Annotated in this window: 22 protein-coding genes and 1 pseudogene; 14 read left to right on the top strand and 9 right to left on the bottom strand. The window is 41.3% G+C overall.

The features are described 5' to 3' along the window. Nucleotides 1-155 precede the first annotated feature (155 nt). The 5 genes from U1P77_RS09895 to U1P77_RS09875 all read left to right on the top strand — a co-directional run bounded on the left by U1P77_RS09895 (nucleotide 156) and on the right by U1P77_RS09875 (nucleotide 5,096). Nucleotides 156-1,214 (top strand): TRAP transporter substrate-binding protein, encoded by a 1,059-nt coding sequence (locus U1P77_RS09895; RefSeq protein WP_321154846.1) that lies wholly within the window; start codon nucleotides 156-158, stop codon nucleotides 1,212-1,214. 17 nt (nucleotides 1,215-1,231) lie between these two features. Then, the gene (locus U1P77_RS09890; RefSeq protein WP_321154647.1) at nucleotides 1,232-1,759 is read left to right on the top strand and encodes a TRAP transporter small permease; all 528 of its coding nucleotides are present in this window, start codon (nucleotides 1,232-1,234) and stop codon (nucleotides 1,757-1,759) included. Next, complete coding sequence (locus tag U1P77_RS09885; protein WP_321154646.1) at nucleotides 1,756-3,045, top strand: TRAP transporter large permease; 1,290 nt, start codon at nucleotides 1,756-1,758, stop codon at nucleotides 3,043-3,045. The genes U1P77_RS09890 and U1P77_RS09885 overlap by 4 nt, the downstream gene beginning before the upstream one ends. 270 nt (nucleotides 3,046-3,315) lie before the next feature. After that, nucleotides 3,316-4,368, top strand: coding sequence for a 5'-nucleotidase (locus U1P77_RS09880; RefSeq protein WP_321154845.1), 1,053 nt, complete (start codon nucleotides 3,316-3,318; stop codon nucleotides 4,366-4,368). A gap of 122 nt (nucleotides 4,369-4,490) precedes the next feature. Beyond that, nucleotides 4,491-5,096 carry a rhomboid family intramembrane serine protease gene (locus tag U1P77_RS09875; RefSeq protein ID WP_321154844.1) on the top strand — a complete coding sequence of 202 codons (606 nt, stop codon included), beginning with the start codon at nucleotides 4,491-4,493 and terminating at the stop codon, nucleotides 5,094-5,096. A gap of 69 nt (nucleotides 5,097-5,165) precedes the next feature. Here U1P77_RS09875 and U1P77_RS09870 read toward each other — a convergent pair whose 3' ends face one another. The 3 genes from U1P77_RS09870 to U1P77_RS09860 form a co-directional block, all read right to left on the bottom strand. After that, on the bottom strand, nucleotides 5,166-5,711 hold the full coding sequence (locus U1P77_RS09870) for a hypothetical protein (protein WP_321154843.1): 546 nt from the start codon (nucleotides 5,709-5,711) through the stop codon (nucleotides 5,166-5,168). 275 nt (nucleotides 5,712-5,986) lie between these two features. Further along, nucleotides 5,987-7,855 carry a sodium:solute symporter family protein gene (locus U1P77_RS09865; protein WP_321154842.1) on the bottom strand — a complete coding sequence of 623 codons (1,869 nt, stop codon included), beginning with the start codon at nucleotides 7,853-7,855 and terminating at the stop codon, nucleotides 5,987-5,989. Between the two features lie 4 nt (nucleotides 7,856-7,859). Further along, nucleotides 7,860-8,120, bottom strand: coding sequence for a DUF4212 domain-containing protein (locus U1P77_RS09860; RefSeq protein ID WP_321154841.1), 261 nt, complete (start codon nucleotides 8,118-8,120; stop codon nucleotides 7,860-7,862). Between the two features lie 1,261 nt (nucleotides 8,121-9,381). On the opposite strand from U1P77_RS09860, the pseudogene U1P77_RS09855 reads away from it, so the two are divergent. Beyond that, nucleotides 9,382-10,077 (top strand): annotated as a pseudogene (locus U1P77_RS09855) (alanine/glycine:cation symporter family protein); the annotation flags it as partial. Between the two features lie 87 nt (nucleotides 10,078-10,164). Here the strand turns inward: U1P77_RS09855 and U1P77_RS09850 are convergent. Next, a complete protein-coding gene (locus U1P77_RS09850) occupies nucleotides 10,165-11,802 on the bottom strand; it encodes an electron transfer flavoprotein-ubiquinone oxidoreductase (protein ID WP_321156671.1) in 1,638 nt (545 codons plus the stop codon). 792 nt (nucleotides 11,803-12,594) lie between these two features. Between U1P77_RS09850 and U1P77_RS09845 the strand changes: the two genes are divergently transcribed. The 4 genes from U1P77_RS09845 (at nucleotide 12,595) to U1P77_RS09830 (ending at nucleotide 16,154) form a co-directional block, all read left to right on the top strand. Continuing rightward, nucleotides 12,595-13,323: a DUF1285 domain-containing protein gene (locus U1P77_RS09845; RefSeq protein ID WP_321154840.1), complete on the top strand. Its 729-nt coding sequence runs from the start codon at nucleotides 12,595-12,597 to the stop codon at nucleotides 13,321-13,323. Nucleotides 13,324-13,673: 350 nt separating this feature from the next. After that, nucleotides 13,674-14,546, top strand: coding sequence for a glutamate racemase (gene murI, locus U1P77_RS09840; protein ID WP_414479087.1), 873 nt, complete (start codon nucleotides 13,674-13,676; stop codon nucleotides 14,544-14,546). Nucleotides 14,547-14,700: 154 nt separating this feature from the next. Next, nucleotides 14,701-15,723 (top strand): DUF4062 domain-containing protein, encoded by a 1,023-nt coding sequence (locus U1P77_RS09835; RefSeq protein ID WP_321154838.1) that lies wholly within the window; start codon nucleotides 14,701-14,703, stop codon nucleotides 15,721-15,723. A gap of 134 nt (nucleotides 15,724-15,857) precedes the next feature. Continuing rightward, nucleotides 15,858-16,154: a hypothetical protein gene (locus tag U1P77_RS09830; protein ID WP_321154837.1), complete on the top strand. Its 297-nt coding sequence runs from the start codon at nucleotides 15,858-15,860 to the stop codon at nucleotides 16,152-16,154. A 125-nt stretch (nucleotides 16,155-16,279) separates the two neighbouring features. Here the strand turns inward: U1P77_RS09830 and U1P77_RS09825 are convergent, their stop codons facing one another. Continuing rightward, nucleotides 16,280-17,779, bottom strand: a complete 1,500-nt coding sequence (locus U1P77_RS09825) for a lytic murein transglycosylase (protein ID WP_321154836.1) — start codon at nucleotides 17,777-17,779, stop codon at nucleotides 16,280-16,282. Nucleotides 17,780-18,310: 531 nt separating this feature from the next. Here U1P77_RS09825 and U1P77_RS09820 point away from each other — a divergent pair. Together U1P77_RS09820 and U1P77_RS09815 are read left to right on the top strand one after the other, a co-directional pair. Continuing rightward, nucleotides 18,311-18,823: a type II toxin-antitoxin system toxin DNA ADP-ribosyl transferase DarT gene (locus U1P77_RS09820; RefSeq protein WP_321156670.1), complete on the top strand. Its 513-nt coding sequence runs from the start codon at nucleotides 18,311-18,313 to the stop codon at nucleotides 18,821-18,823. Between the two features lie 61 nt (nucleotides 18,824-18,884). Beyond that, complete coding sequence (locus tag U1P77_RS09815) at nucleotides 18,885-19,952, top strand: type II toxin-antitoxin system antitoxin DNA ADP-ribosyl glycohydrolase DarG (protein WP_321154835.1); 1,068 nt, start codon at nucleotides 18,885-18,887, stop codon at nucleotides 19,950-19,952. 62 nt (nucleotides 19,953-20,014) lie between these two features. On the opposite strand, the gene U1P77_RS09810 is transcribed toward U1P77_RS09815, so the two are convergent. The 3 genes from U1P77_RS09810 to msrA form a co-directional block, all read right to left on the bottom strand. Beyond that, entirely contained in the window at nucleotides 20,015-20,728 is a 714-nt protein-coding gene (locus tag U1P77_RS09810; RefSeq protein ID WP_321154834.1) for a DUF1499 domain-containing protein, read from the bottom strand. Between the two features lie 31 nt (nucleotides 20,729-20,759). Then, nucleotides 20,760-21,440 carry a thiopurine S-methyltransferase gene (gene tmpT, locus U1P77_RS09805; RefSeq protein WP_321154833.1) on the bottom strand — a complete coding sequence of 227 codons (681 nt, stop codon included), beginning with the start codon at nucleotides 21,438-21,440 and terminating at the stop codon, nucleotides 20,760-20,762. A 230-nt stretch (nucleotides 21,441-21,670) separates the two neighbouring features. Then, entirely contained in the window at nucleotides 21,671-22,192 is a 522-nt protein-coding gene (gene msrA / locus U1P77_RS09800) for a peptide-methionine (S)-S-oxide reductase MsrA (protein WP_321154832.1), read from the bottom strand. Nucleotides 22,193-22,435: 243 nt separating this feature from the next. Here msrA and cmoA point away from each other — a divergent pair, with 243 nt between their 5' ends. Together cmoA and cmoB are read left to right on the top strand one after the other, a co-directional pair. Then, entirely contained in the window at nucleotides 22,436-23,254 is an 819-nt protein-coding gene (gene cmoA / locus U1P77_RS09795; RefSeq protein ID WP_321154831.1) for a carboxy-S-adenosyl-L-methionine synthase CmoA, read from the top strand. 67 nt (nucleotides 23,255-23,321) lie between these two features. After that, complete coding sequence (gene cmoB / locus U1P77_RS09790; protein WP_321154830.1) at nucleotides 23,322-24,359, top strand: tRNA 5-methoxyuridine(34)/uridine 5-oxyacetic acid(34) synthase CmoB; 1,038 nt, start codon at nucleotides 23,322-23,324, stop codon at nucleotides 24,357-24,359. A 100-nt stretch (nucleotides 24,360-24,459) separates the two neighbouring features. On the opposite strand, the gene U1P77_RS09785 is transcribed toward cmoB, so the two are convergent. Continuing rightward, nucleotides 24,460-24,678 (bottom strand): DUF2788 domain-containing protein, encoded by a 219-nt coding sequence (locus U1P77_RS09785; protein WP_321154829.1) that lies wholly within the window; start codon nucleotides 24,676-24,678, stop codon nucleotides 24,460-24,462. Between the last annotated feature and the right edge of the window lie 492 nt (nucleotides 24,679-25,170).

Here is a 25,170-nt window from a genome sequence, read left to right as displayed (position 1 = left end):
AGCAGTTTAAATTTGATTTAATTACAGTTATTCGTAAATATTATAGAGAGCTATCTATTGATCAACACTAAATACGATTTAAATAATATTTGATCCTTCAAGCTAATTGATAGGTAGGCTCTTATTTTTTTAATAATTATCAAAAGGAATTGGTAATGAAATTCGCTCCTCTTTTTTCAATAGGTGCTTTAGCAGCACTCAGCCTAATGGGTTGTTCTAATTCATCTGATACTGGCGGTGATTCTGCGGCTGCCTCCTCTCAAGAAACCACTACTCTGCGTTTTTCACATTTTTGGCCTGCGACTTCTTCTATTAATCAAGAAGTGTTTAAACCCTGGGCTGAACAAATAGAAACAGACTCTAATGGCCGTCTCAAAGTTGAGCTTTATCCATCAGCGACCCTTAGTAAGGCAGATGTTACCTATGAAGCTGCTGCTAAAGGTACAATAGATATTGGCTCTCAAGCGCATGGTTATACCAGCGGCCGATTCCCACTAACCCAGATTGCTGAACTTCCAGGGCTATCAAGCTCGGCAACCCAGATGGGTTGCATGCTGCAAACCCTTTATGAAGATGGCACTCTTGCCGATGAGTATAAAGACTCGCATCTGCTATTTATGTATGGTGCTGGGCCTGGAACACTACATACTACTAATAAATTGATTAGAACCCCTGAAGATATGAAAGGTATGCGTATCCGTCGCCCTTCAGCAGTGGCAGGTGACATTATTGAGAGCATGGGTGCCTCTCCCGTAGGATTACCTGCTAATGATATGTACACCTCTCTACAGCGCGGGGTCGTTGACGGGCTAAGTTTCCCATGGGAAGCAGTCACAACTTTTAAAATTGATGAAATAACGAAGTATCATACTAATATACCGTTCTATAGCTCTGCGCTTATGGTGACTATGAATCAAGACAGCTACGACAGACTACCTGATGATTTGAAAAAAGTGATTGACGACAATTCAGGTATGGCTCTAGCGAAAAAGGTTGGTAAAGTATTTGATAAGCATGATGATATTGCTCTGCAAGCTGCTATAGATAAAGGGGATGAGGTCATTGATATTCCAGACCCGCTCAATAACCCAGACTGGAAAGGCCCTCTTGAAAAAGGCACACAAAAATATCTTAGTGATGTTAAAGCTTTAGGACTAGATGCTGATGGTGTTTATGAAAAGGCTAAAGCGGCTAGTATCGCCTGTAAGGTTTAACCTATTGGAGTTGTCACATGGTATTTTTGGTTAGAGTCAGTCGCTTTATTTCAAGATTATGTCAGTTCATTGGTGGTGTCAGCTTAATCATCATTGTTGTCGCCACTATTGCAGATGTTGCCACTCGTTATTTATTCAAGCTCACTGGTGGTGAGCTTGGGTTCACTATTAAAGGAGGCGTGGAGATTGTCTCTTATTTCATGCTTTTTGCGCTACTGGCTGCATTTGCCGCCTTTGTGGAACGTTCCCAGATTATAGTAGACGTTTTTACCCAAAAGATGCCGCAGTCTATTAAAGGCTACATGATGGGTACCTTTATGATGGGGTTTTTCTTAATAGGTATCGTGTTCACATGGGGCCTATATGAGAGTGCAGTCGATGCCGTTCATTTCGGTAAAGTGACTCAAGATCTTAGAATCTCAATGATGCCCATTTATGCCCTAAGTTCGTTCTTAAGTGCCTTGCTCGCTATTCGCGCCCTTATCGAATCCATTAATATTTTCAAAACGGGCGAGTTCTTTGACGCCGAGGAGACAGGCGCATGAGTTCAGAAATTATTGGTGCTATCGGTTTAGTATGCATGATTTTATTAGTCGTCGGCAGGGTACCTGTTGCTTTGGCGATGTTAGGGGTAGGGTTAGTGGGCTTTGGGGCAGTAACCTCACCTAGTGGCGCTGTACAAATGCTAAAAGATATTCCGGTAGATGTCTTAGCAAAGTATGATTTTAGTGCCATTCCTTTGTTTATATTAATGGGGGTTTTTGCTACTCATTCTGGTATGGCGACCAAACTATTCGATTCTACCCGTACTATTTTTGGTGGTGTTAGAGGCAGCCTTGGTATTGCTGGCATTGGCTCATCAGGTATCTTTGCTTCTATTTCAGGATCCTCGTTAGCGACTGCTTCTACTATGGCGCGAGTGGCATTGCCACAAATGGAAAAACATGGTTACCAGCCGGGTTTTGCCTGTGGGGCTTTAGCCGCAGGTGGTACCTTAGGGATCATGATTCCACCGAGTATCGCGCTTCTTGTCTATGCTATCTTGACCCAACAATCAGTTGGCGATATGTTTATTGCTGGGTTTTTACCGGGTATTTTAGGCATAGTCATGTACTCTATTACCGTTATGATCATGGTGCGCTGGAAGCCACATCTGGCGCCGCGCGGCGAGCGAACCCCGTGGAAAGCTAAAATAGTGTCTTTGACAGGTCTTATCCCTTTTAGCTTTATTTTTATTGTTATTATTGCTGGTATTTTCTTTGGATTATTTACGCCCACTGAAGGTGCCGCAGTAGGGGCGTTTGCTTCTTGGGGCTATGCTGTTGTTAAAGGTATGAGAATGGATGGCCTAAAGCGCTCATTAATTGAGACCTTAGCATTATCTGCGGTCGTATTCTTTATGCTGTTAGGCGCAGAAGCCCTTGGCTACTTCATTTCTGTATCGCGAATGTCTAATACGCTCGCAGCATGGATTGGTGGTTTGGACGTTAGTCCAATGATCGTTTTAATCTGCATCTTGATCATGTACTTTTTGCTTGGGCTGTTTATGGATGCCTTAGCGATGTTGGTGATTACCATTCCTGTGGTATACCCAATTATTCTAGCATTAGGCTTTGATCCCGTTTGGTTTGGTATTATTACGGTATTAACCGTAGAACTTGGGCTTATTACCCCGCCAATGGGCATGAATATCTTTGTGATTAAAGCGGTGGCACCGCATATCAAGCTTGCTGATATGTTTCGCGGGGTGGCGCCCTTCATTGTCTCTGACTTGATTCGATTGATTGTTTTGGTGTCTTTCCCTGCCATTTCCCTGGTGTTATTAAGTTGAGGCTTATGTGTAGTAGATAAATAAATAAGCCTTTATTTGAATCATGAGTGTCAGAAGCTGGTTCTTGGTTTTTCTTACCATATTGTTGTAATGACAATATGGTTTTTTATGGAGTAAAGTTATCGATTTATTTTATGATTTTGAGGCTATGACAAAATGATGACGTTATCATAACTTTTCTCCTCCTTGTCTAAACTGGTAAATATAGTAAAATCAATAAACCTCAATCTTTAAGTGTTTGCACATAAAAACTTATAAGTAGATAAAATTATGGCAGTTGATTTTAGCAATACCCTGATAGTCGCAATTTCTGCAACCGCCCTATTTGATTTGTCAGAATCTGAAAACTATCTACTAAAGTTGTTGCAGCAACGACCTACCGAAGCTATCAAAGAATTTCGTGATTATATGGCAGAGCGTGAAAATGATCCTCTGAGTATTGGCGCAGGCTATCCTCTTATCAAAGCCTTACTTAATTTAAATAAGCAGAGTAACCAATCCACGGCATTAGATCCGGATATTGAAACGCCTTTGGTTGAAGTGGTTATTGTTTCTAAAAGTAGCCCAGATACCGGTATTCAGGTACTTAATGCTATTCGTGAACATAAGCTTAATATCTCGCGTTCAGCATTCATATCGGGTAGTTCAGTAGCGCCTTATATTGACGATTTTAATATTGATTTATTTTTGACCACCAATCGCGATGACGCCCAGCAAGTAGCGGATGCTGATATTTGTGCTTGTGCGATATTGGATGCTACTCCTGTGAATACCTATGAGCTGGATACTGAGCAGCTGTGTATTGCTTTTGATGGTGATGCAGTATTATTCGATGATTCAGGGGAATTATTATATAAGCAAAAAGGTTTGCGTGCCTTTCATGAGCGTGAAGCTCAGATGCGAGATATGCCTATCAAAAAGGGTCCTTATGCAGAGTTATTGATTAAGCTGTCCAACTTACAAGCGCGTCTACCAGCAGGTCTGCATCATTGTCCAATAAAAATTGCACTGGTGACGGCGCGTAATGCACCTGCTGATCTGCGAGCTATCAAGACCTTACGTGAGTGGGGGGTTAATGTAGATATGGCATTCTTTTTAGGAGGACTTGAAAAAACAGCGGTGCTAAAAACCTTTGCCCCGCATATCTTTTTTGATGATTCGATTAAACATATTGACGCGGCGCGTAGCTTTGTTCCCACTGCACTGGTACCTTATCATTCAGCGTCTTTATTGCATGCTGATAGCTCCCTAGCTACTGATAAAGACGCGTCATCATTATTCTTTACGCCAGCGCAGCAAACTATTTTTACTGTAAACCATTAGCGTGTAATAAAGTCTATCTCTCTATAATAAAGGTAGACTGCATGCTAAAAACACAGAGATGCTCGCGTAAAAATGAATAGATTTAGTACAGTAAAGATAAAGATAAATAGAAGAGGCGAGATATGAAGTGGCAACCGTTATTTGCACTGGTTATGGCGCGACTTAAACAAGTTATTGGCCTATACGCTTTTGTACTGATACCGATGTGGGGTATGTTCTTTCTTAATAAAATTGCGCTATTTGGCCTGTGGAATATTTTTGGTATCGTTCCGCGTACATTCGATTTGGGTAGTATGGTAGGTGTGTTTGCCTCGTGGACGATGCATGGTAACTTTGCCCATTTGCTGGGCAATACCTTAGTATTGTTACAGATATTATTTTTATTCGGCCTGTTCGAAAATAATGCTTACCGTACTATTCTTAAACTCATTGTCACATCAGGCATAATGACATGGTTGATAGCCTCACCATTATCGATTCATGTCGGCGCGTCAGGACTGTGTTTTGCGATGCTCGGTTATATGATAGGTGGGGCCGTGTTCGCAAGGCGTTGGGGGTATCTGTTAGCTTGTATCGTTATGGGCACAGGGTATTGGCTCACTATTAAGCAGGGTTTGATGCCGCAACAGGGTATCTCGTTTGCGGCGCACTTTGGTGGTCTATGCGCCGGCTTATTATTAGGGGCGAACTCAAAGCATGCTTATACAGGTATCACTAAGCGTTATTAGTTTCTATCATTAAGACCATACCTTCAATATTTCTCTACGAAAATACTTATTAGCCAACTTATAATCCGCTTATTTTTTGCTTAAGCAAACATTTATAAATAGTGGATCGTCTTTTTCTAAGGGTCGCCATTGAGTCGTTTGCTTAATATGCTCATCAATCGTCAGCTTACTACCTTTTTCTGGTAAGACATAGTCTGCACGTGCAGGTACGGTACAGTCGATAACTTGTGGCACTTGCTGCACACTTCTACGTCTCTCAAATAAATATAAATTGACCAAATAAATATCTTCACTATCTACGTTAGCACGGGCTTGTCCGCTATCTGCGGCCATAAAGCGAAATATTTGGGGCTTAACATATGACCATGGGCGAAACCATGTGCTTTCTTCAACTTTTTTAACAACATTGACGCCCTCAGGAAGCTGAGCGACCTGCTGACCGAACCAGCTGTATTCTTGGTGTATTTGAAAGCCAAAGATACCGATAGCGCCAAACAATGGAATAAGCCATTTTGGTGCCTTTTTACCTGCGAGTTTGCTGAGGTGAGTTATGACAAGTGCTACTCCAGCTAGGCCGAATCCGGCGGCAATGGTAGCGATAAACTCAAAAAGCATAAGACTTTTCCTTAACGCAATCAGCGCATTTAATACCAATATCAAAAAATAAGCTAACGTGGTCAGACTTCCTAAGCCTACTCATTATAGTACTTGCGGTTGTCTTTCTCGTTCTCTCTAATTTTTAGAAACGGGTTAACAAAATAATCGTTTATTATAAATTTATTTATAACAATCCTAGGATAAAAAAATCACTCACAAGCAGCTGCTGCCTGTGAGTGATTTATGGTGTAACCAGTGATACGTGTAGCAGCTAAGCTTATTGAACATAGGGCTTAGTGATCAACGGCACCGCCAGCACCACGTGGAGAACGTACGCTCTCCACGAGTTCTTGGATATGTTGTGGTGGTGGCGCAGTAGCATAAGAAACAGCGAATGCTACGATAAAGTTAAGTAAAGCACCTACCGCGCCGAATGATAATGGCGAGATACCGAACAACCAATACTCTGCAGTATCAGGGAAGTTTGCAGTACCACTGATGAAGAACCAGCCTTTGAAAATAAAGATATAAACTAAGATACTAATCAGACCCGTTAACATACCAGCGATAGCGCCGAGGTTGTTAATACGCTTAGAGAAAATACCCATCATCAATACAGGGAACAGTGATGCCCCTGCAATACCAAAGGCTAATGCCACCACCTGTGCGGCAAATCCTGGTGGATTCATACCCAACCATGTGGCAATGACAATCGCCACACCCATGGTGATACGCGCTACTTTTAGCTCGCCTTTATCACTGATGTTGGGATTAAGGTTTCTTTTAATCAAGTCATGACTGATCGCTGATGAAATTGCGAGTAGTAGGCCAGCTGCCGTTGATAGCGCTGCTGCCAAACCGCCTGCTGCGATAAGACCAATAACCCATGGTGGTAGCTGTGCGATTTCTGGGTTAGCCAATACTATGATGTCAGCGTTTACATCGAGCTCGTTACCGGCCCAGCCTCTATCGACAAAGATACCATCACGTTCTAAAGCATGTTCTGCTTTTGCTTCTTCAACGGTAGTCGTTGCTGTAGCGACGTCGCCACCTTCAGCTGTTGCCGCAGTTAATGCTAATTCTGCTGCGCCAAGTCCACTATCACTATATAACTGGATGCGACCATCGTTATTCAGGTCGTTATATTTAATAAGACCGGTATCTTCCCATGTCTTCATCCAATCTGGACGTTGGTCATAAGGAAGAGCAGGCTCGTCAACACCTTGTGGATAAATGGTGTCGAGTAGGTTTAGACGCGCCATAGCACCTACTGCTGGAGCAGTGAAGTATAGTAGCGAGATAAATACCAATGTCCAACCGGCTGTCCAGCGCGCATCAGCAACTTTAGGAACCGTGAAGAAGCGAATGATAACGTGTGGTAGACCTGCCGTACCAATCATGAGTGATAAGGTAAATAACACCATATTTAGCTTGTTAGGCACATCAGCGGTATAAGCGGTAAAGCCTAAATCGGTGACGACTTGGTCAAGCTTGGTTAAGATGGGTATACCTGACTCAACATGGTTTGAGAACAAACCAAAACCTGGAATCGGATTGCCCGTCAATTCAAGCGATATAAAGACCGCAGGAATCGTATAAGCAATCATTAGAACCACATACTGCGCAACCTGCGTGTAGGTAATCCCTTTCATACCACCAAGTACCGCGTAGAAGAATACGACGACAGCAGCGATAATAAGACCGGTATCGTTCTCAACTTCTAAGAAGCGTGAGAACGCAACGCCCGCACCGGTCATCTGTCCGATAACGTAAGTGGTCGAGGCGACAATCAAACAGACCACTGCAATCATGGCTGCCGTTTTAGAATAAAAACGGTCACCAATAAAGTCAGGCACCGTGAACTTACCAAACTTACGTAAGTAAGGCGCTAGGAGCATGGCCAGTAGTACATAACCACCTGTCCAACCCATTAAGTAGGTTGAAGCACCATAACCACCAGCAGCAAGAATACCTGCCATAGAAATAAATGACGCGGCACTCATCCAGTCAGCGGCCGTTGCCATACCATTCACTACGGGATGGACGCCGCCGCCCGCCACATAGAACTCACTTGTCGTACCAGCGCGCGCCCAAATCGCAATACCGAAGTATAAAGCGAAGGATAGACCCACAAAAATAATATTAATCGTAAATTGACTCATAGGGCTATTCCTCGTCTACACCATATTGTTTATCTAATTTATTCATACGCCAGGCGTAGAAGAAGATTAAAATGATAAATACGCCAATAGATCCTTGTTGTGCAAACCAAAAACCTAAATCGGTACCGCCTATCCTAATACCTGACAATAATGGACGTAGCAAGATGCCAAAACCATAAGAAACTAAAGCCCAAATGACGAGGCTACCTGTAATGAGACGGATATTGGCTTTCCAATAACCGGATGAATCGCTGTGGTTCTCCATAGGACAACTCCTTTTGCCTGACATAAAAACAGGATTACTAGTTTGAGCCTAACAAGTCATTGTGATTTAGTGTCTATCGTAAAGTGCGATATTGTGTCTATATTGCAATCATAAAACTTGCTTCATAGACAGCTAAATCAGAATAATTAACTAGTCTCAGCAACCCAAAATTACCAATAAAGTGAGCAAATTTATGCTAGTTTTTATAAACCGAAGCCTTATAAAACTGGCATAAATTGCTCGGTACTGCTAAAAATTGCATTGTAGAACAATAGTTTAATAACCTAAAAGAATATCTGTATGACGTCTCATATTGGTTATGGATACATTAATTATGGGTTTTACTAATTTTATCTTATGAATATGATGGTGTTTATTGAGGAAGGTCGGTGGGGCATGACAATCCGCTGTCTTATTATTATCTTTATCTTCCTGACAAGATTATTAAATTATTATTCTTTTAGTTATTCATGCCAAAAATTATTGCAAGAGATAATTGTGAACTTATTAGGAATATATACAATATTGACTTAATTAACAATAAGTAAATTTAAATTACTTAGTGTAACAAAATATTTTTTTAGTGGACACCACAAAAAACTTATGTTGGTAAACAATGTAAAAGTAAATGACATTGCTAGGATAACATGCTAACACCTTATATATATTAAGGATTTAAATTTATATGTCTATTTCAAAGTTAATACAGCACAAATGGCATTTATTTTAGGAATAGAATTAATAGAATGATTGTTAAAAGGTATAACAATAAGATTTTCTAATTTACATGAGATTTATACAATCTTATACAAAATAGACCTCTTGCGGAAGTCATCGCCAGCTCTTATAACTCCGTTAGCGAAAGTCAATGAAATGGTACTTTTGCAAGAGGTCTAATATCAAGTCCTAAAATTTTTATGAAAGTTAGGAATTCATAATAATTGTCTTTTAATAAATAATTTTAAAACCTTTTAAAAGTTTAATAATAAATAATAGTTAAAATAAGAATATGAAACAGTTAAATTAGGGGCAGTCAGTTAAAATATAGCGATTAAATATAGCAACATGATATCAATCACATACTTTGTATTTGAATGAGCATAGAATTGAACGAGTATGAATAAGTAGAGAGACGGAGATGCATCACTAAGGCATTTCAGAATGCAGGTGATGTTGGTCATAACACGAACATAGAAAACATGCGAAATATGTAAATAAGGGGGCATTATGGGCGAGGAGCTAGCAGGTTGGTTTCGAGCAAGCGGCAGGTGGGGTAATTGGTTATGGTATTGCTCAAGCGATGATCAACGGTATTAAGCGCGGTTTATTCTCTAATGAAGCGGGTATGGGTTCAGCGCCCAACGCTGCCGCTACTGCAAAGAGTTATCCTGATCATCCAGCAGTACAAGGTTTTATGCAAATGCTGGGCGTGTTTATGGATACGCTAGTGATTTGTACAGCGACTGCTTCAGTCATTATCTTGTCAGGTGTGGTCGATCCTAATGTTGAGCAAGAAGGTATCCAGCTGACTCAGTTGGCGCTGTCACAATATGTCGGTGACTTGGGTGTTATCTTTGTAGCGATTGCCATTTTCTTCTTCTCGTTCACCTCTATCATTGCTAATTATAGCTATGGTGAGTCTAACCTCGAATTTATCTCCGGTGCCAGAAACGCCAAAGTAATGATTATGGTGTTTCGTTTTCTAGTGCTCGGTATGGTATTCGTCGGGGCGGTTGCTAGCTTACCGGCTATTTGGAACTTTGCTGATTTGTCGATGGGTCTAATGGCATTGACCAACTTAGTAGCAATTGTCCTCTTGTCGCCAGTGGCGCTAAGAATACTACGAGACTATGAGCGACAAATCAAAGAAGGTAAAACAGGTGAGCAAATCACCTTTAATCCTGATGACTTTGTCAAACTCAAAGACGAAGCCAATCGTGATGCCTGGACGGATTAACGGCTACTGAATATTTTAGGCAAATAAAAACCGCTCCTAACCAAATATAAATAGCTAAGAGCGGTTTTTTTATAGAGTCATTATAATTTACATGTTTGGATAGTTAGGACCGCCACCACCTTCGGGAGTTACCCAAGTGATGTTTTGTGACGGATCTTTAATATCACAGGTTTTGCAATGGATACAGTTTTGCGCATTGATCACAAAATGTGCACCTTCAGCATCTTTGATCACTTCATAAACCCCAACTGGACAATACAAACGTGCTGGCTCAGCATATAACGGCAAGTTCATAGAAATAGGCACGGTAGGATCGGTTAATTTTAAATGCTTTGGTTGGTTTTCAGTATGGTTGGTATTAGAAATAAATACTGATGATGATTTATCAAATATCAGTTTACCATCAGGCTTAGGATATTCTGGCTGATAGGCATGGTCAGCACGTTCTAACTGGTCATAATCCCGTAGGTTATCATGGATAGTCAGCGGCATTTTCCCGCCTAGTAAGTTTTGTTCAATGAAGTTAAAGGCGCCGCCCATCCATTGACCCATGCGATGCATGGCTGGAGAAAAGTTACGCCCTTCATAATTATCCTGATACAACCATGATTCTTTATACATAGTGCTATAGGCAATTACTTCGTCATGCTGACGTTCAGCTTGCAACGCTTCAAAGATAGCTTCAGCTGCGAGCATACCTGACTTCATCGAGGTATGCGTACCTTTAATCTTGGCAGAGTTTAAAAATCCAGCGTCGTCGCCTACCAATACGCCACCTGGGAAGGTGAATTTTGGTAAAGAGTTGAGACCACCTTTGGTGAGTGAACGTGCGCCATAAGAAATACGTTTGCCGCCTTCTAAAATATTACGAATAAGCGGATGTAATTTTAGGCGCTGTAACTCATCAAACGGTGACATATAAGGATTGGAGTAAGATAAATCGATGACTATACCAAAGCTAACTTGGTTGTTTTCAGCGAAGTACAACCACCAGCCGCCAGAAGAGCCCGTATCGGTTAACGGCCAGCCTGAGCCGTGCATAACGACGCCTTCCTCATGTTTCTCAGGCTCGATGTCCCACAATTCTTTGAGACCAATGCCATAATGCTGAGGATCACAATCCTTATCAAGATTAAAGCGGCTAATTAAGCGTTTGCCCAAGTGACCACGAGAGCCTTCGGCAAAAATAGTATATTTAGCTAATAATTCATAACCTGGCTCAAAGCTAGCCTTGGCATCACCATTTGCTGCGACACCCATATCGCCAGTCAATATGCCCCTTACTGAGCCGTCATCGTTATATAAGATGTCCGCAGCAGGGAAACCTGGGAACATCATCACTTCTAATTCTTCGGCTTGCTCTGCTAACCAACGAACAACGTTAGCCAATGAAACAATATAATTGCCTTCGTTGTGCATACTGGCTGGAATAACTGAGTCGATAAGCTTAGTGCTCTTAGTCGCTGACCCCAACATATACACGCGATCTTCAATCGCTGGCACATTTAATGGCGCGCCTTTAGCTTTCCAATCAGGAATCAACTCATTTAAAGCACGCGGTTCAATAACGGCACCGGATAAAATATGACCACCAAACTCAGCGCCTTTTTCGACCACACAGACCATAAACTCGTCGTTGCCCGCTTCAATAGCCAACTGGCGCAGACGAATAGCCGCAGATAAACCGGCAGGACCACCGCCGACTACAATAACGTCAAATTCCATCGACTCACGCTCAATCTCAGGTTCTGGGGCAATGGGCTCAGGTATTTTTTCAACCGCTATTTTTTCGATTACTTTTTCTTCAGCAGGTTCTTTTTTAGCACCCTTTTCATCAACGGCTACCTCTTCGATAGCTTCTTCTTCAATAGGTGCTTTTTCGATAGATTCTTCATCGATAGCGACTGCTTCATCAACAGCTACGGTATCAAGATTTGCTTCTTTAAGCTCTGTATTCTCAACCGCAATAGTTTCGGCTGGGACCTCTGTAGTCAACTCTGGTGTGTCTGAATCTGTTGGCTCTACCGTTGTTGGCAAATCAGTGTTGACGATATCAGTATCAACGACTGGCGTTTTCTTGTCTTGCTCTTGCATACCTACTCCTAAACTTTTAGTGGCTTATCTCAGGGCGTCATTAGCATAACAATTGAATAATAAAGCTTGCGACGCTAACTTACCTCAGACATATGGCTGCTCGATAAAAACTGTCTTTGCGGCATCAATCAACAAGGTTACTATTGAAGACTGGCATATGCGAAAGTTATCATATGTAATCACAGCAACCCATAACGTAAAAGGACAATTAAAACTACACCCATGTGACCATTTTAATAAAAAACCGTTACTCATTATAAAAGAAAAGTCCTACAAACACGATACGCATTTATAGGTATCAGTGTTAAAGTAAGATTCATATGACGGGTCTATAATGACGATGTTGTTTTATCATACCCGAAACTAAAATTAATAGTAATACTGGATACGCCAAACTTTGACTAATAGTTAGGAGAGTGTGTGATGACCAAGGATACCAACAACACGATTGATAATACCATGAATAGTTCTGAGACCCCGCAGGAAGTGACGTCCGATCTAAATAGTTTGGATTCGCTAAGCCAATATCTAAAGTTCGAGGCAGGAACACGGCAGGGGCGTGCGATACCGCCATTAGAAAAATGGCATCCTGAGCAAGTCATCGATATGGATTTGGTAATTAAAGCCAACGGTGAATGGTGGCACGAGGGTGGGCATATGACCCGCGAGTCATTAGTAAATTTATTCGCTTCTATCCTATGGAAAGAAGAGCAAGACGGCGTTACTGAGTATTTTTTGAAAACGCCAGTACAAAAGCTACGAATTCAAGTCGAGGATGTGCCGCTACTGATTAATAATGTCGGTATCGTTACTGAAGATAATATGAACTGGCTGGAGTTTACTACTACTACCGGTGATGTGGTACGTTTGGATGAGGAGCATCCGATTATATTACGTGCTTATCAACCTGATGTTAGTGACAGTAATAATAATGAAGCGCAAATGGATAACACTGAGTTACAAGCTAAGCCACAGGCTGAGCCCCAAGTACGCCCTTATATGCCTATCAGAAATGGGTTGACCGCAATTATCGGTCGCAACGCGTTTTATCATTTGACCGATATTGGCGAACTAACAGAACAAAATGATGAGACCATACTAATTTTACAAAGCGGTGGACACTCTTATCCACTGTCAATGCCGACAAGTTAATGCTGTTGATTTAAGCAAAATAAGTGTTAATTAAGTGGTTATAAAATCCAAGTAGCTATTATAAGTGGTTATTAAAAGTTAGTAGGTAAGTGTCAGTAGGAAATAATGCTAAAAATAATCATGTTTCTATTGGCGTTTACTGCTTGAGCAGTCTGATTACGCATTGCGAAGCAATCACCTGAACCTAAAATGTACTTAACTTAATAAGAAACTTCCAGATGACGATATGTGTATAGCAGGATGTATATGATAACGGCGGTAAATTGACTATGAGCCTTACCGCAAATGAAATAATCAGTGATGTGGAAACCCAATCGGCTGCCTTTGATACTGTCGCTTTTAATAAGGCAATGGTTAATAAAGAGCGCAATGCACCAATTGGCTTATTTGACTCGGGAGTCGGTGGTCTATCAGTATATTTGCATTTGGCCCAGCAATTACCCGATGAGCATTATATTTATTATGCCGATACCTTGCATGTGCCATACGGCAATCGTGATAGTAAAGAGATCGAGACGCTGACATTAATAGCGGTAGAATGGTTATATCAGCAAGGCTGTAAACTGATCGTCATTGCCTGTAATAGTGCCTCGGCTTATGCTTTGGAGACCGCTCGGCGCTGTTATCCGCAGTTGCCTATCGTCGGCTTAGTACCTGCATTGAAGCCTGCAATACTGGCCAGTAAAAGCGGTCATGTGGCGGTATTAGCCACTAAAGCGACCTTAAATGGCACGTTACTTAACCAAGTTATTACTGATATTGCTCTGCCAAACCAAACGATAGTGACTAAATATTTTGACCCCCAGCTGGTACCATGGGTAGAGGCAGGTATGCCAGAGAACTCCGAAACTGCCCAGCGCTTACACCAGCAAGTGCAAGGATTTGCTCAAGAGGGCATTGATCAATTGGTGTTAGGTTGCACACACTATCCATTTTTTAAACCGTTTTTGTTGCAAGAGATTGAGTCACAACAACTTTCTATGGACGTGGTTGACTCAGGAAAAGCAATTGCTGAACGCGTGAAGCAGCTATTGGTAAAAAACCAGCTACTGGCACTGCCTATTAGTAGTGCGCATAGTGGTATAGATAGTAGCAGGACGACTGTTAATAACACGAATATTCGGCCGCCTCTAATTTTTTATGCCAGTAAATATGATGACAAGCTTGGTATGCTGATACAGCGTCTGCTGGGTACGCAGATACGTTTGCAACGGTATTGTTAGTATAGGCTACGATGACCAGATATAAGATGTGGCAAATAAAAATAAACTGCGTGCATCTCGAGGAGATTATGCTAGGCTAGAGGTTTCAACAACCGATACTTGTGCTTGTTTTTATGTCATTTTTGATACTGCTGTCTAAACTTAGAGGGTTATTGTGCCTAATCGTCGTTATCATATTCATGTCGTATGCGCTGACAACGAGCAACCGCTGGTCTTAGATAGTTTGGCGATATTTTTTCAAGCACGAGCCTTTCTAACCTACGATGTCTCTAGCAAATTACCGCAAGCTACGTTATACGGTCGCCAGTGCATTGATGCTTGTGATTATACGCTAGTAATCATTGGTGACAGTTACGGCACGGCCAAAGATATGGGTGTCAGTCAAATGCACCTAAGCTATCTGAGTGCCAAAGCTAAGCTTAAACCCTTACTAATATTAATTAAGATTCATCATGAAGCCACAGACGTTAGTCGGCAATTGCAAGACTTTACCCGTGTTGTTCAACAGCAAGCAAAGCATGTGTATTACTATGGTATGGATACTAATATCGAGCAACTGCTCATCTATGCTTATGAAAATATGGTCTCAAACCATGAAGTAAAGGATGGATGGGTAAGGATGAGTGAGAAACCTGAAAAATCTAACCTGCAAAGGATCACTGCGCAGTATATCTCTCCCTTATCTGCCAGTAAGGCTGTTCAGCGAGATATTAGTCTCGCTGAAAACAGTATTTCTGAAAATAGTGTCACTGCTAACAGTTTGAACAAACCGCTCAAATTGATAGAAACCTTTACTATTCAATATAGCGCCCAAGCTTATGAGGGCGGTAATCTGTCAGATATCACTAGGATGATGACCTTAACATGGCAAGAAATACTACACGCTTTAGCAAAAATCCCAGAGACTTTTTCAAGCTATAATTTACAAAGCTGTATTAATCGCTTGATAGCCTCTAAAGCTGACCAAGAGGTTAAACGGGAGATGCCCAATGTTCATGTCGTCTCACGCTGCAGAATTGCTCAAAATGATTTAAATAGACTACAACGCGTATTGGTCGGTGCAAACTGGATTCAGTTGACGACTTATGGTACTCGGGTATCACAAGAGATGTGGAAACTGACCTTTTATGCCCAAAATCTATTTAAGAAAGGTCAGCCAAAGGCACCTAATGAGTAGTAAAGCCTCAATTATAGATAAATTGTGCCCATTGCTACGTTTTGTAATACAAAGCATACGTGCCAGCAGTTGTTAATTTACTGTAGACTGGTAATAATAAACACCATAAATATTGACTGATTGAGGAGAGTAATATGACTAACTCTAAACGTGACGAATTAATGAGTGATATCGATAAACAAGCAGAAATGATGCATAACGCTGATCAGTTTCATACCCTAGAAGAGCAAGTAGCGGATATGAAGCGCCGTGGTATTGATCCCAGTAAAACCTATAATGATTGGGATGAAAAGGAAAAAGAAGATTGGGGCGATGCGACTTGGAAAGAAAATGGCAAGTGGGAGCTAAAAACGCCAGCAGATCTTGATGATAAAGCGCGCGAAAACTGGGATGGCGAAAATGGCAAACCCAATCCACCGCCGTTCGTCTAATTTGCTTTTAAATTAAATGGCTTGAATGGTTATAAATCCCAATTCATTTCTTATACATTAATAAAAATAAAAAACCACGCCTAATTGACGTGGTTTTTTATTTGTCTAATATCAAGAACCCTATACTAAGAACCTTCATCAACACGTACTAAGTTCACGACCCCATCAGCACCAATAACGCGGCGATAGCGTTTATTGCTAGACCTTGATGGCTGAACTGATGCTGGCTGAGCTGACGATTGAGGTGAGTAAGTGCTAGGCGAGGTAGTTTGTTGTTGAATCAGTTGCCCCATGCGATCTGCAGATGCGGGAGTCAAAGGTTGGCTATTAGATGGTTGACCATATTGATTGCCATACTGGTTGCTATACTGAGAGCTGCTGGGAGCAGAGCTGCCAACGATTAAGCCATAAAATTTCTGTCCTGCGCGTCCATCAGCGGGGGAGACGCTACGGCTGGTCTGATATTGCTGAATGGCCGTGCGGGTATTATCGCCGATAATGCCATCAACGCCGCCAATATCATAGCCAGCATTTAATAAGGCTTGCTGAATATCTCTGGCTTGCTGGCGACTGATACCAGGGTCATCGGTTGGCCATGCTGTTATAAAGTCAGTTTTGCTGCTGTCCTCTTTAGTAATCAAATCCGATAAATGAGCAATTGCCAATGCGTAGTTTTCTGAAGCGTTATAGGAATAAAAAGTATCGAAGTTTTTACCGACTAAAAATGCAGGGCCACCTTTACCAGCTGGCAATAGCAGTCCGGCGCTACTGAGGTCATAGGGGAGTGGGCTACCATTAGCAAGCGTTAAGCCTTGATCGCGCCAGTGACTCATGGACTTTTTATCTTTACGATCGGACACTGCCCAATATCCGCTAGGGAGTTGGACCTCATAGCCCCACGCCTCACCTGAACGGTAACCGCGCTTCGCTAAGAAGTTTGCCGTAGAGGCCAACGCATCGGGCACGCTATTGACCAAGTCGCGACGGCCATCGCCATCAAAGTCTACAGCCAAGTCCAAAAAAGTACCGGGCATAAACTGCGTCTGGCCAAACGCGCCTGCCCAAGAGCCAGTCATATCACTGGGATTAATATCACCGTTTTGGACAATTTTTAGCGCGTTGGCATACTCACCGCGGAAGTAGCTTTGACGTCGATCAAAACATGACAATGTCGCTAATGACTCAAATAATGGTTTTTTACCCAGCGTCTGCCCAAAGTTTGACTCTACGCCCCACACGCCTAGTACGTGCTCGGCTTTGACCCCATAGCGCGATTCAATTTCTCGCAGCGTATCTGCCCATTGGCGCTTAGCACGAATACCATCTTCTACCCGCTCTTTATCCACTAACGCTGATAGATAATCCCAAACGTCCTTTTGAAATTCAGGCTGATAATTCAATGACTGGATTACACTAGGATCAGGCTCGCTTGGACGATAGCGCTCAAAGGTCGAATCGGATACGTCGCGAAATTGACTGCTGTTTTTGAGGGTGCTTAAGCATTGTTGTAGCTCAGCATTGGATAAGTTTGGTGCTTCTGGTCTGGCGGCTTGGGCAGTGCTGGCTAGACTTAAGCCAATCGCAGCACTGAGCAGAGAAAAGGTAGTCAACTGAGTCAAACGCATGAAAATATCCTATAAACATAAGTGGTGGCAAGGCCGAAAATAAAATCAAAGATTCAATATGATGAGATTGGTTTAGAGTAACCAATATTAATGATAAAGAAAAGGTATAGACGCAGTTGGTTACTATAAGCTGACGCCGGTGTGAGGTTAGGAGGGATTTGGGTAAAAAGCTAATATTATTTACTGTCGTTTGATGATATTAAAAGGTCGCATTGTTTATCATGGGATTGTTATACTGTTTGAAATTATTGTATCAACTAGCATGGCTGTTATCAAAGCTACCGTTAGTAAAATATGACTCTGAATAGGGCGGTTAATGATTATTAGAATAAAATAAATAATGTATTTTAACCTTAAAGCTTGGTCTTGCTGGTTAGACGTGTTTGAGGATGAAGCCTTATGATTTACGAATTCTTGAATCCAGAAAATGCTTTGGTTTGGCGTATTGTGCATCGTGATAATCTAGCTTGGCTAGTGCAACATGGTATTCAATGTGCAAATAGCACTACTAGGTCCATAACTTAGGTAACTATTGGCAATCAAGAATTAATTGACAAGCGTGATACAAGAGAGGTGCCTATCGGTAATGGTGGTACACTTAATGATTATGTGCCGTTCTATTTTACGCCGTTTTCTCCCATGCTATATAATATATACACAGGTTATAATGGTATGCCGCATCAAAAAAATGAGGATATCATTATTTTAGTCAGTAGTTTGCATAAGCTACAAGAATGGCAAGTCAACTTTATATTCACTGATATGCATGCTTATAGCGCTTTGGCGACATTTCATTCAGATTTGAGTAACCTTGACAAAGTTGATTGGCGTATTTTGCAAAAACGTGATTTTAAACGTGATATAAATGATTTGCAAAAGATGGAGCGTTATCAAGCAGAAGCACTAATTTATGACAGTTGTCCAATAACTTCAATTGAGTATATTGTTTGTTATAGCGACAAAGTGACCAATGATATTCAAAATATTTTGAACTTGAATAATATTAGTATCAGAGTGGCTACTCGGTCCGAATGGTACTTTTAAACCATTAAAATAGTTAAAGATTGTTATAATAACACCCGTAACAGGTGAGTGGAGAACAACCATGATTACTTATACTACTGGCAACTTATTAGACGCTGAGGTTGATGCGTTGGTAAATACTGTTAATACCGTAGGGGTGATGGGGAAAGGTATCGCTTTGATGTTTAAAGATCGTTTTCCGAACAACATGCAAGCATATGCTGAAGCATGTCAGGCAGGTAAGGTACAGACAGGAAAAGTGTTTGTTACTAGCACAGATGAACTGTTAGGTGCGAAGTGGATTATCAACTTTCCAACTAAGCAGCATTGGCGCGCCAAATCACAAATGAATTGGATTGAAGAGGGGCTTCAAGATTTACGCCAATTTATTATCGATAACAATGTACAGTCTATTGCTATACCACCGTTAGGCGCTGGTAATGGAGGATTGGATTGGCAACAGGTAAAGCCTAAAATAGAAAAGGCAATGGGCGACTTAAAAATAAATATACTTGTTTATGAGCCAACTACTAACTACCAAAATGTTCGTAAACCTGTAGGCACAAAAAAACTAACACCTGCAAGAGCTCTAGTACTTGAATTGGTTCGGCGCTATCTTATCCTTGGTATGGAATGCAGCCACCTTGAGGTGCAAAAATTAGCATATATGCTACAACGTAGTGTATTAATAGATAAATTAGATAATCCGTTAAAACTTACCTACCAAGCTAATCGTTATGGTCCTTATGCGGACAATCTTAGACATTTGCTTGATAGTCTTGATGGAAATTATCTACAAGCTAATAAACGTATTGCTGATAGTCAAGCATTTGATAATTCTATTAGGTTCAATTATCAGTATAAGCAAACAGTGCAAGACTATCTAGAATATGAAGCTAAAGACTATCTGAATTCTTTAAATACAGTGAATCGAATAATTGACGGCTTTGAGTCGCCTTATGGTATGGAGTTACTATCAACAGTTGACTGGCTCATTCAGCAAGAAAAATATGAACCAAATTTAGATGATATAAAGAGAGGGTTAGCGGACTGGTCAGCAGGTTCTAAATGGGGGAAAAGAAAGCTAAATATGTTTAATGACAAAGCATTACACACTGCTATTGACCGCTTAGCTGGGTTTAGTTATTAAAGGTCTATTAAAAACGCTAAACAAAGAGTGGAGTTAATAATTTATACTTTCTTCAAAACCAACTATTTAGCCAACACAGCATCCAACTCTTTAATAAAGGCATGAACGCGTTCTGCATTTTTTCCTAAGTCGCTACCGCCAATACGCGATTTACTACGAATATCGACCAAACGCTCACTGCCTTGGTCATTAACACGTATCACTACGTCGTCTTTAAAACCAAACCACATCGTAGTATCTGTTGCCTCGACGATACCTTCATTGGAATCAGTATTTACCAATTCCCATCCTAAGTTTTTGACGGCCTGTTCGACAGCGCCTACTAGCTCAGCTTTTGGTTGCGGATAGGTCAGTGTTTGTAGCTCAGGATATGCGGTACGTTGTTGCTCTGCGGTCTCGATGCCATCATAAGCTACCGGATTCGGGGCATCAGCGCGTAGTGGGGCAATAGCCACAAACTCAGGTGGGTTGACTAAATCGGTTGAAATATCATGAATGGGCGGTACACTTTTGGCTTTATTCATCATATTAAGTGGCATTGCTATAGCAATTGCAGAAAATACCACCGCCATAATTGCACTGCCCAGCGTTACCGTTTTACGTCTTAATAGAAATTGCAGTGCAAGTAGTACAAGCGCTGCAATACCGGCATACACCCCAAACTTAAATCCTGTAAATGCAGTGCCTAATTCAATAACATCAAACTTATAAAGAGGACCTGCTAATACGACCAGCAAAAAGGCGATTAAACTTGTGAGGCTAACTAAAATTTTCATTAGATTTTTCCATTATTATTGAATCAATCAATTATTCACTTAATAACCAGACATGTTCAGTCACTGCCAGCTCTGGCGCTGCGTTTAATATTGACGGCTTGCCTTCAAGCTCAGTGATTTTATAATGACTGCCATAATATTGCTGGACTTGCTCACTACTAATCGAAAACGGTGGTCCGTTCCTTTCACTTTGATCGTAATTAAGCGTGAGCAAAATCTGCGGTGCATTGCCACTAACGTCAACACTAATATTTCTACTCAGATGCCACACTTGTTCGCTATACTTTAGGCGCATTTCGGCTGGTAAGGCAATCAATGCCGCTCTATCATAAACCGCATCAATTTGACCAAGGTTTTCGGGCGTTAATGCAAAGAGATCGGCAGCCCATAACTCAATGGTCTGACCTAAAATCTGACCTTGATAGCATTTGTTGTTTGGACTATTAGTATGCTCTGTTACCTTGGGCGAGATGTCATTTTCAGTAAAGAATGCTTGAACGGCTGATTCAACCAATTCGACCCCAACTACGTCATAACCTTGGCTTGCTAGCCATATCATATCGATTGATTTACCACATAAGGGGACAAATACTCTGCTACCGCTTGGCAAGTTTAAAGCCGTAAGATATTTAGTTAGTAACGGATTCACTTCAGGCTGATTAAAACCAGTCCGCTTGTCTTGCCACCGTGCTTGCCAGAATTCAGGGTTCATTGTTAGGGCCTTTACAGTTGATAGTTTTTACTAGTAGTAATTTTTATTGATTCTATTCTTTATTAAAATTTTGATAATGAACTCCACTAAGCGTTAACGGCTTTCACTATATGAGCTTAGCGCAAACATCAAACTAAACAAAAGAGCCAAGCGTATCAACACTTGGCTCTTTACTAAATGTAAGCGTAAAAGTTAAGTTTTCATAATTAATTTTTGACTCAATCTGTGCTTTAGCCAACCATATATTTACTAAATTCTTTACGAAGTTTAGCAAGTTTTGGTGGAATCGCAAAGTTGCAATAGGCTTGTCCTGGGTTTCTATTGAAGAAATCCTGATGATCGTCTTCAGCAACATAAAATTCAACGGCTGGATGCACTTCAGTGACGATGTCAACGCCCATATCACGTAGTTTATTAATAGTACGATCAACGGTTGGCTTTTGATCTTCATCCGTATAATAAACCACACTGCGGTATTGGCTACCAACATCGTTACCTTGACGGTCTTTGGTAGTAGGATCATGAGTGCCAAAAAAAACATCCAATAGTACTTCTAGCGGTAAGACAGACTCATCAAAGGTAATATTAATTACTTCAACGTGCCCAGTATCACCGTTACATACGGCTTGGTAGTTAGCAGTAGGAGCTTCGCCGCCCATATAGCCTGAGACTACCGATTCTACGCCTTTAAGAGCTAAAAATACCGATTCGGTGCACCAAAAACAGCCACCACCTAATATAATATTTTGCATAAAATTATCCTGTTGTTATAAATATGAACGGTTATAAACATCAGCGATTAAAAATAGATTGGTTTTTAATATGATGTATTCAGCTTATCAGTCAGGAAGCTGGCTATTAGTAACAAACAGTAATGTTATAATAGGCTTTTGCTAAGCATATAACTTCAAAAATACAAAGGTCAGCCATTAAATAATTGCTAACCTCAGTTTTACTACTATCAAAAAACGCGCTATTAAAAGACGAGCCATCTCATGAGTCATTCCACTTCATTGCCATCATCTGCTGCCATTCAGAACGATACTGTTAAGCACGATATTGTTCAACATGACACTTTGTTTACCACGCCACTGGATAAGGCCGCACGTTTCTCTTTCGATGAGCAAGTCGTTGCCTGTTTTCCGGATATGATTCGGCGCAGCGTACCGGGCTATGGTCAAGTACTAGCGATGCTGCCTATATTTGCACGGCGACATGGTAAGTACCGCCAACAAAGTGAGAGTGGTCAAAGGGTCAGCCGTATTTATGATTTGGGCTGTTCTCTTGGTGGAGCAAGTATGGCTCTGGCTGGCGAGTTTGCGCCGCATGATTTACAAATTAAAGCAGTGGATATTTCACCAGCAATGACTACCGAGGCACGTACGGTACTCAGTGACAATTATCCCGAGCATGATATTGAAGTTGTCACGGCTGATATCAGAGATATTGAGCTTGAACCTTGTGATATGGTGATTTTGAACTTAACGTTACAGTTTTTACCGGCAGCAGATCGAGTGGCAGTACTGAGTAAAATTTATGCTGCATTAAGTGAAGGTGGTATTTTGGTATTGACCGAAAAGACCCATGCTTTTGATGAGCAATCTGATGCTTGGTTGGTTGAGCGCTATTACGACTTTAAGCGCGCCAATGGTTATACCGAGATGGAAATTAGCGGTAAGCGTAATGCTTTAGAGAACGTGTTGATTACCGATACCTTAGATGAACATCATGCGCGTTTGAGCAAGGTTGGCTTTGAGCGTCATCTTACCTGGTTTCAGTTTTTAAACTTTGTCTCTATTGTGGCCTTTAAATAACGTTGCTTATTCAAAAAGCCTATTTTCATCCTATTTTTATTTCCCAACAATCACGGTAATTGCTTTCATGACCAATGACACTATTATTCACGCCGAACGCGAACTGTATCTAACTTTATTAGCGCTAGTTCAGCAGCAGCCGAGCGCTTATAAGTGGTTATCGCTATTGCCTGAATGGTTGAATCAAATTAAAGACAAGCGTAACTATGCCCATGCGCCTGCCTATCAAGCCGCCGTAGCACGTTTACCTAATATATCGGTTGATAATGTGGCTTTAGATAGTGGCACACTGACGATTGAAGCCACGCTTAGTGATTCTGAACGTAAGCAAACCATTGCCTTATTGCAGCAAATGATGCCGTGGCGCAAAGGACCTTTTCAAATTGGAAGCAGTCAGATTGGTAGTAGCGAAGGCGAGCCAATAGAAATTGATACTGAATGGCGCAGTGACTGGAAGTGGCAACGAGTGGCGCCGCATTTGGGTAACTTAAAAGGCCGACGGGTATTAGATGTTGGTGGCGGTTCTGGCTACCACGGTTGGCGTATGGCAGGGGCAGGCGCGGATTGTGTGATAATCGTTGACCCGTCATGTTTGTTCTATCATCAGTTTATGGCGATTCGGCACTTCATAGGAACCGCTGATGACTACCGCACCCATTATATTCCAGTACCACTTGAGGCTTTACCTGAACATAGCCAACTGTTCGATACGGTATTTAGTATGGGCGTACTGTATCATCGTCAATCACCCTTTGAACACTTACAACAGCTTAAGGGGCAGCTGGTAAAAGGGGGTGAGTTGGTACTGGAGACCTTGGTGATAGACGGTGATGCTAATACCGTGTTGGTACCGCATGACCGTTATGCGCAAATGAATAATGTGTATTTTTTACCGTCGGTGTCTGCGCTTATGGGTTGGCTTGCAAAGGCTGGATTTTCTGAAATCCGCTGCGTCGATGTGGCAGTGACTTCAATTGATGAGCAGCGCAAAACCGATTGGATGACTTATCATTCGCTAGCAGACTTTTTAGATCCCAACGACCCAACAAAAACTTGCGAAGGGTATCCAGCGCCCAAACGTGCCACTTTAATTGCTAAAAAGTAAGGTCATTTAAAGCGTTTGAAATTTTTCACCTAAACGCTTTTTCTAGTTTGAGAGCGCTAGCTGATTCGATATACGTATGATGAGCATTAAAAAATGTTGTTTAGATAAACCATTTTTTAAAGGCGACTTCTATTAGAATCTTGAGTACAAATCCTATAAAGCCAGCACCAAGGGCTAAAAACATCCAAAAGGTACCCGCGCGCCCCGCATCGGATTTTTTGGAGAGATCCCAAATAATGAAAAATAAGAAGGTAATGAATATCGGTAATAAAACGTACAGTCCCCAGCTAGTAACAGTACTGGCAGCAATCGCAAACATGGCGTTATCCTAAATAAATAAAGTAATCATGTGATTTATTTTCTAAATTTTCTAATAATTATTGTGCGAGTGGTTGATTATAGTTACTTTTTATAACCGTACTCTACAGCAAATACGCCAAAAAGGAGCATCAAATAGCGGCCAATCACAGTCAAAACTAACAGTAAAAACAGTAGAATAGAATAAATCGTTAGACAGGGTATAAAGCCTCATTATACTCCGTAACCAAGAAGCTATAAACTGCTGCCAACCCTGAGGCAACAGGAACGCTACAATCAACCCGACTGCCAAGTCATTAGACGCTTATAATGAACATTGACCGCTAAGTTATCCATTGGTCATACCCAGTTAATGTGAAAAATTTGATGCTATTTTTGGCGCAAATGGTGCAATGAAGCGTAAAGGTTGTTATATTTACAGGTTGCTTATCTTTTCTTATTATTTTATCTTTCTGTATTTTAATGTCATTATAATATTGGCTGTATTTAATAT

The organism is Psychrobacter sp. LV10R520-6 (genome assembly GCF_900182925.1).
In the GTDB taxonomy this organism is placed as follows: Bacteria; Pseudomonadota; Gammaproteobacteria; order Pseudomonadales; family Moraxellaceae; genus Psychrobacter.
The sequence above is the reverse complement of the archived record's forward strand: the minus strand, read 5'-3'. Positions and strand labels throughout refer to the sequence as shown.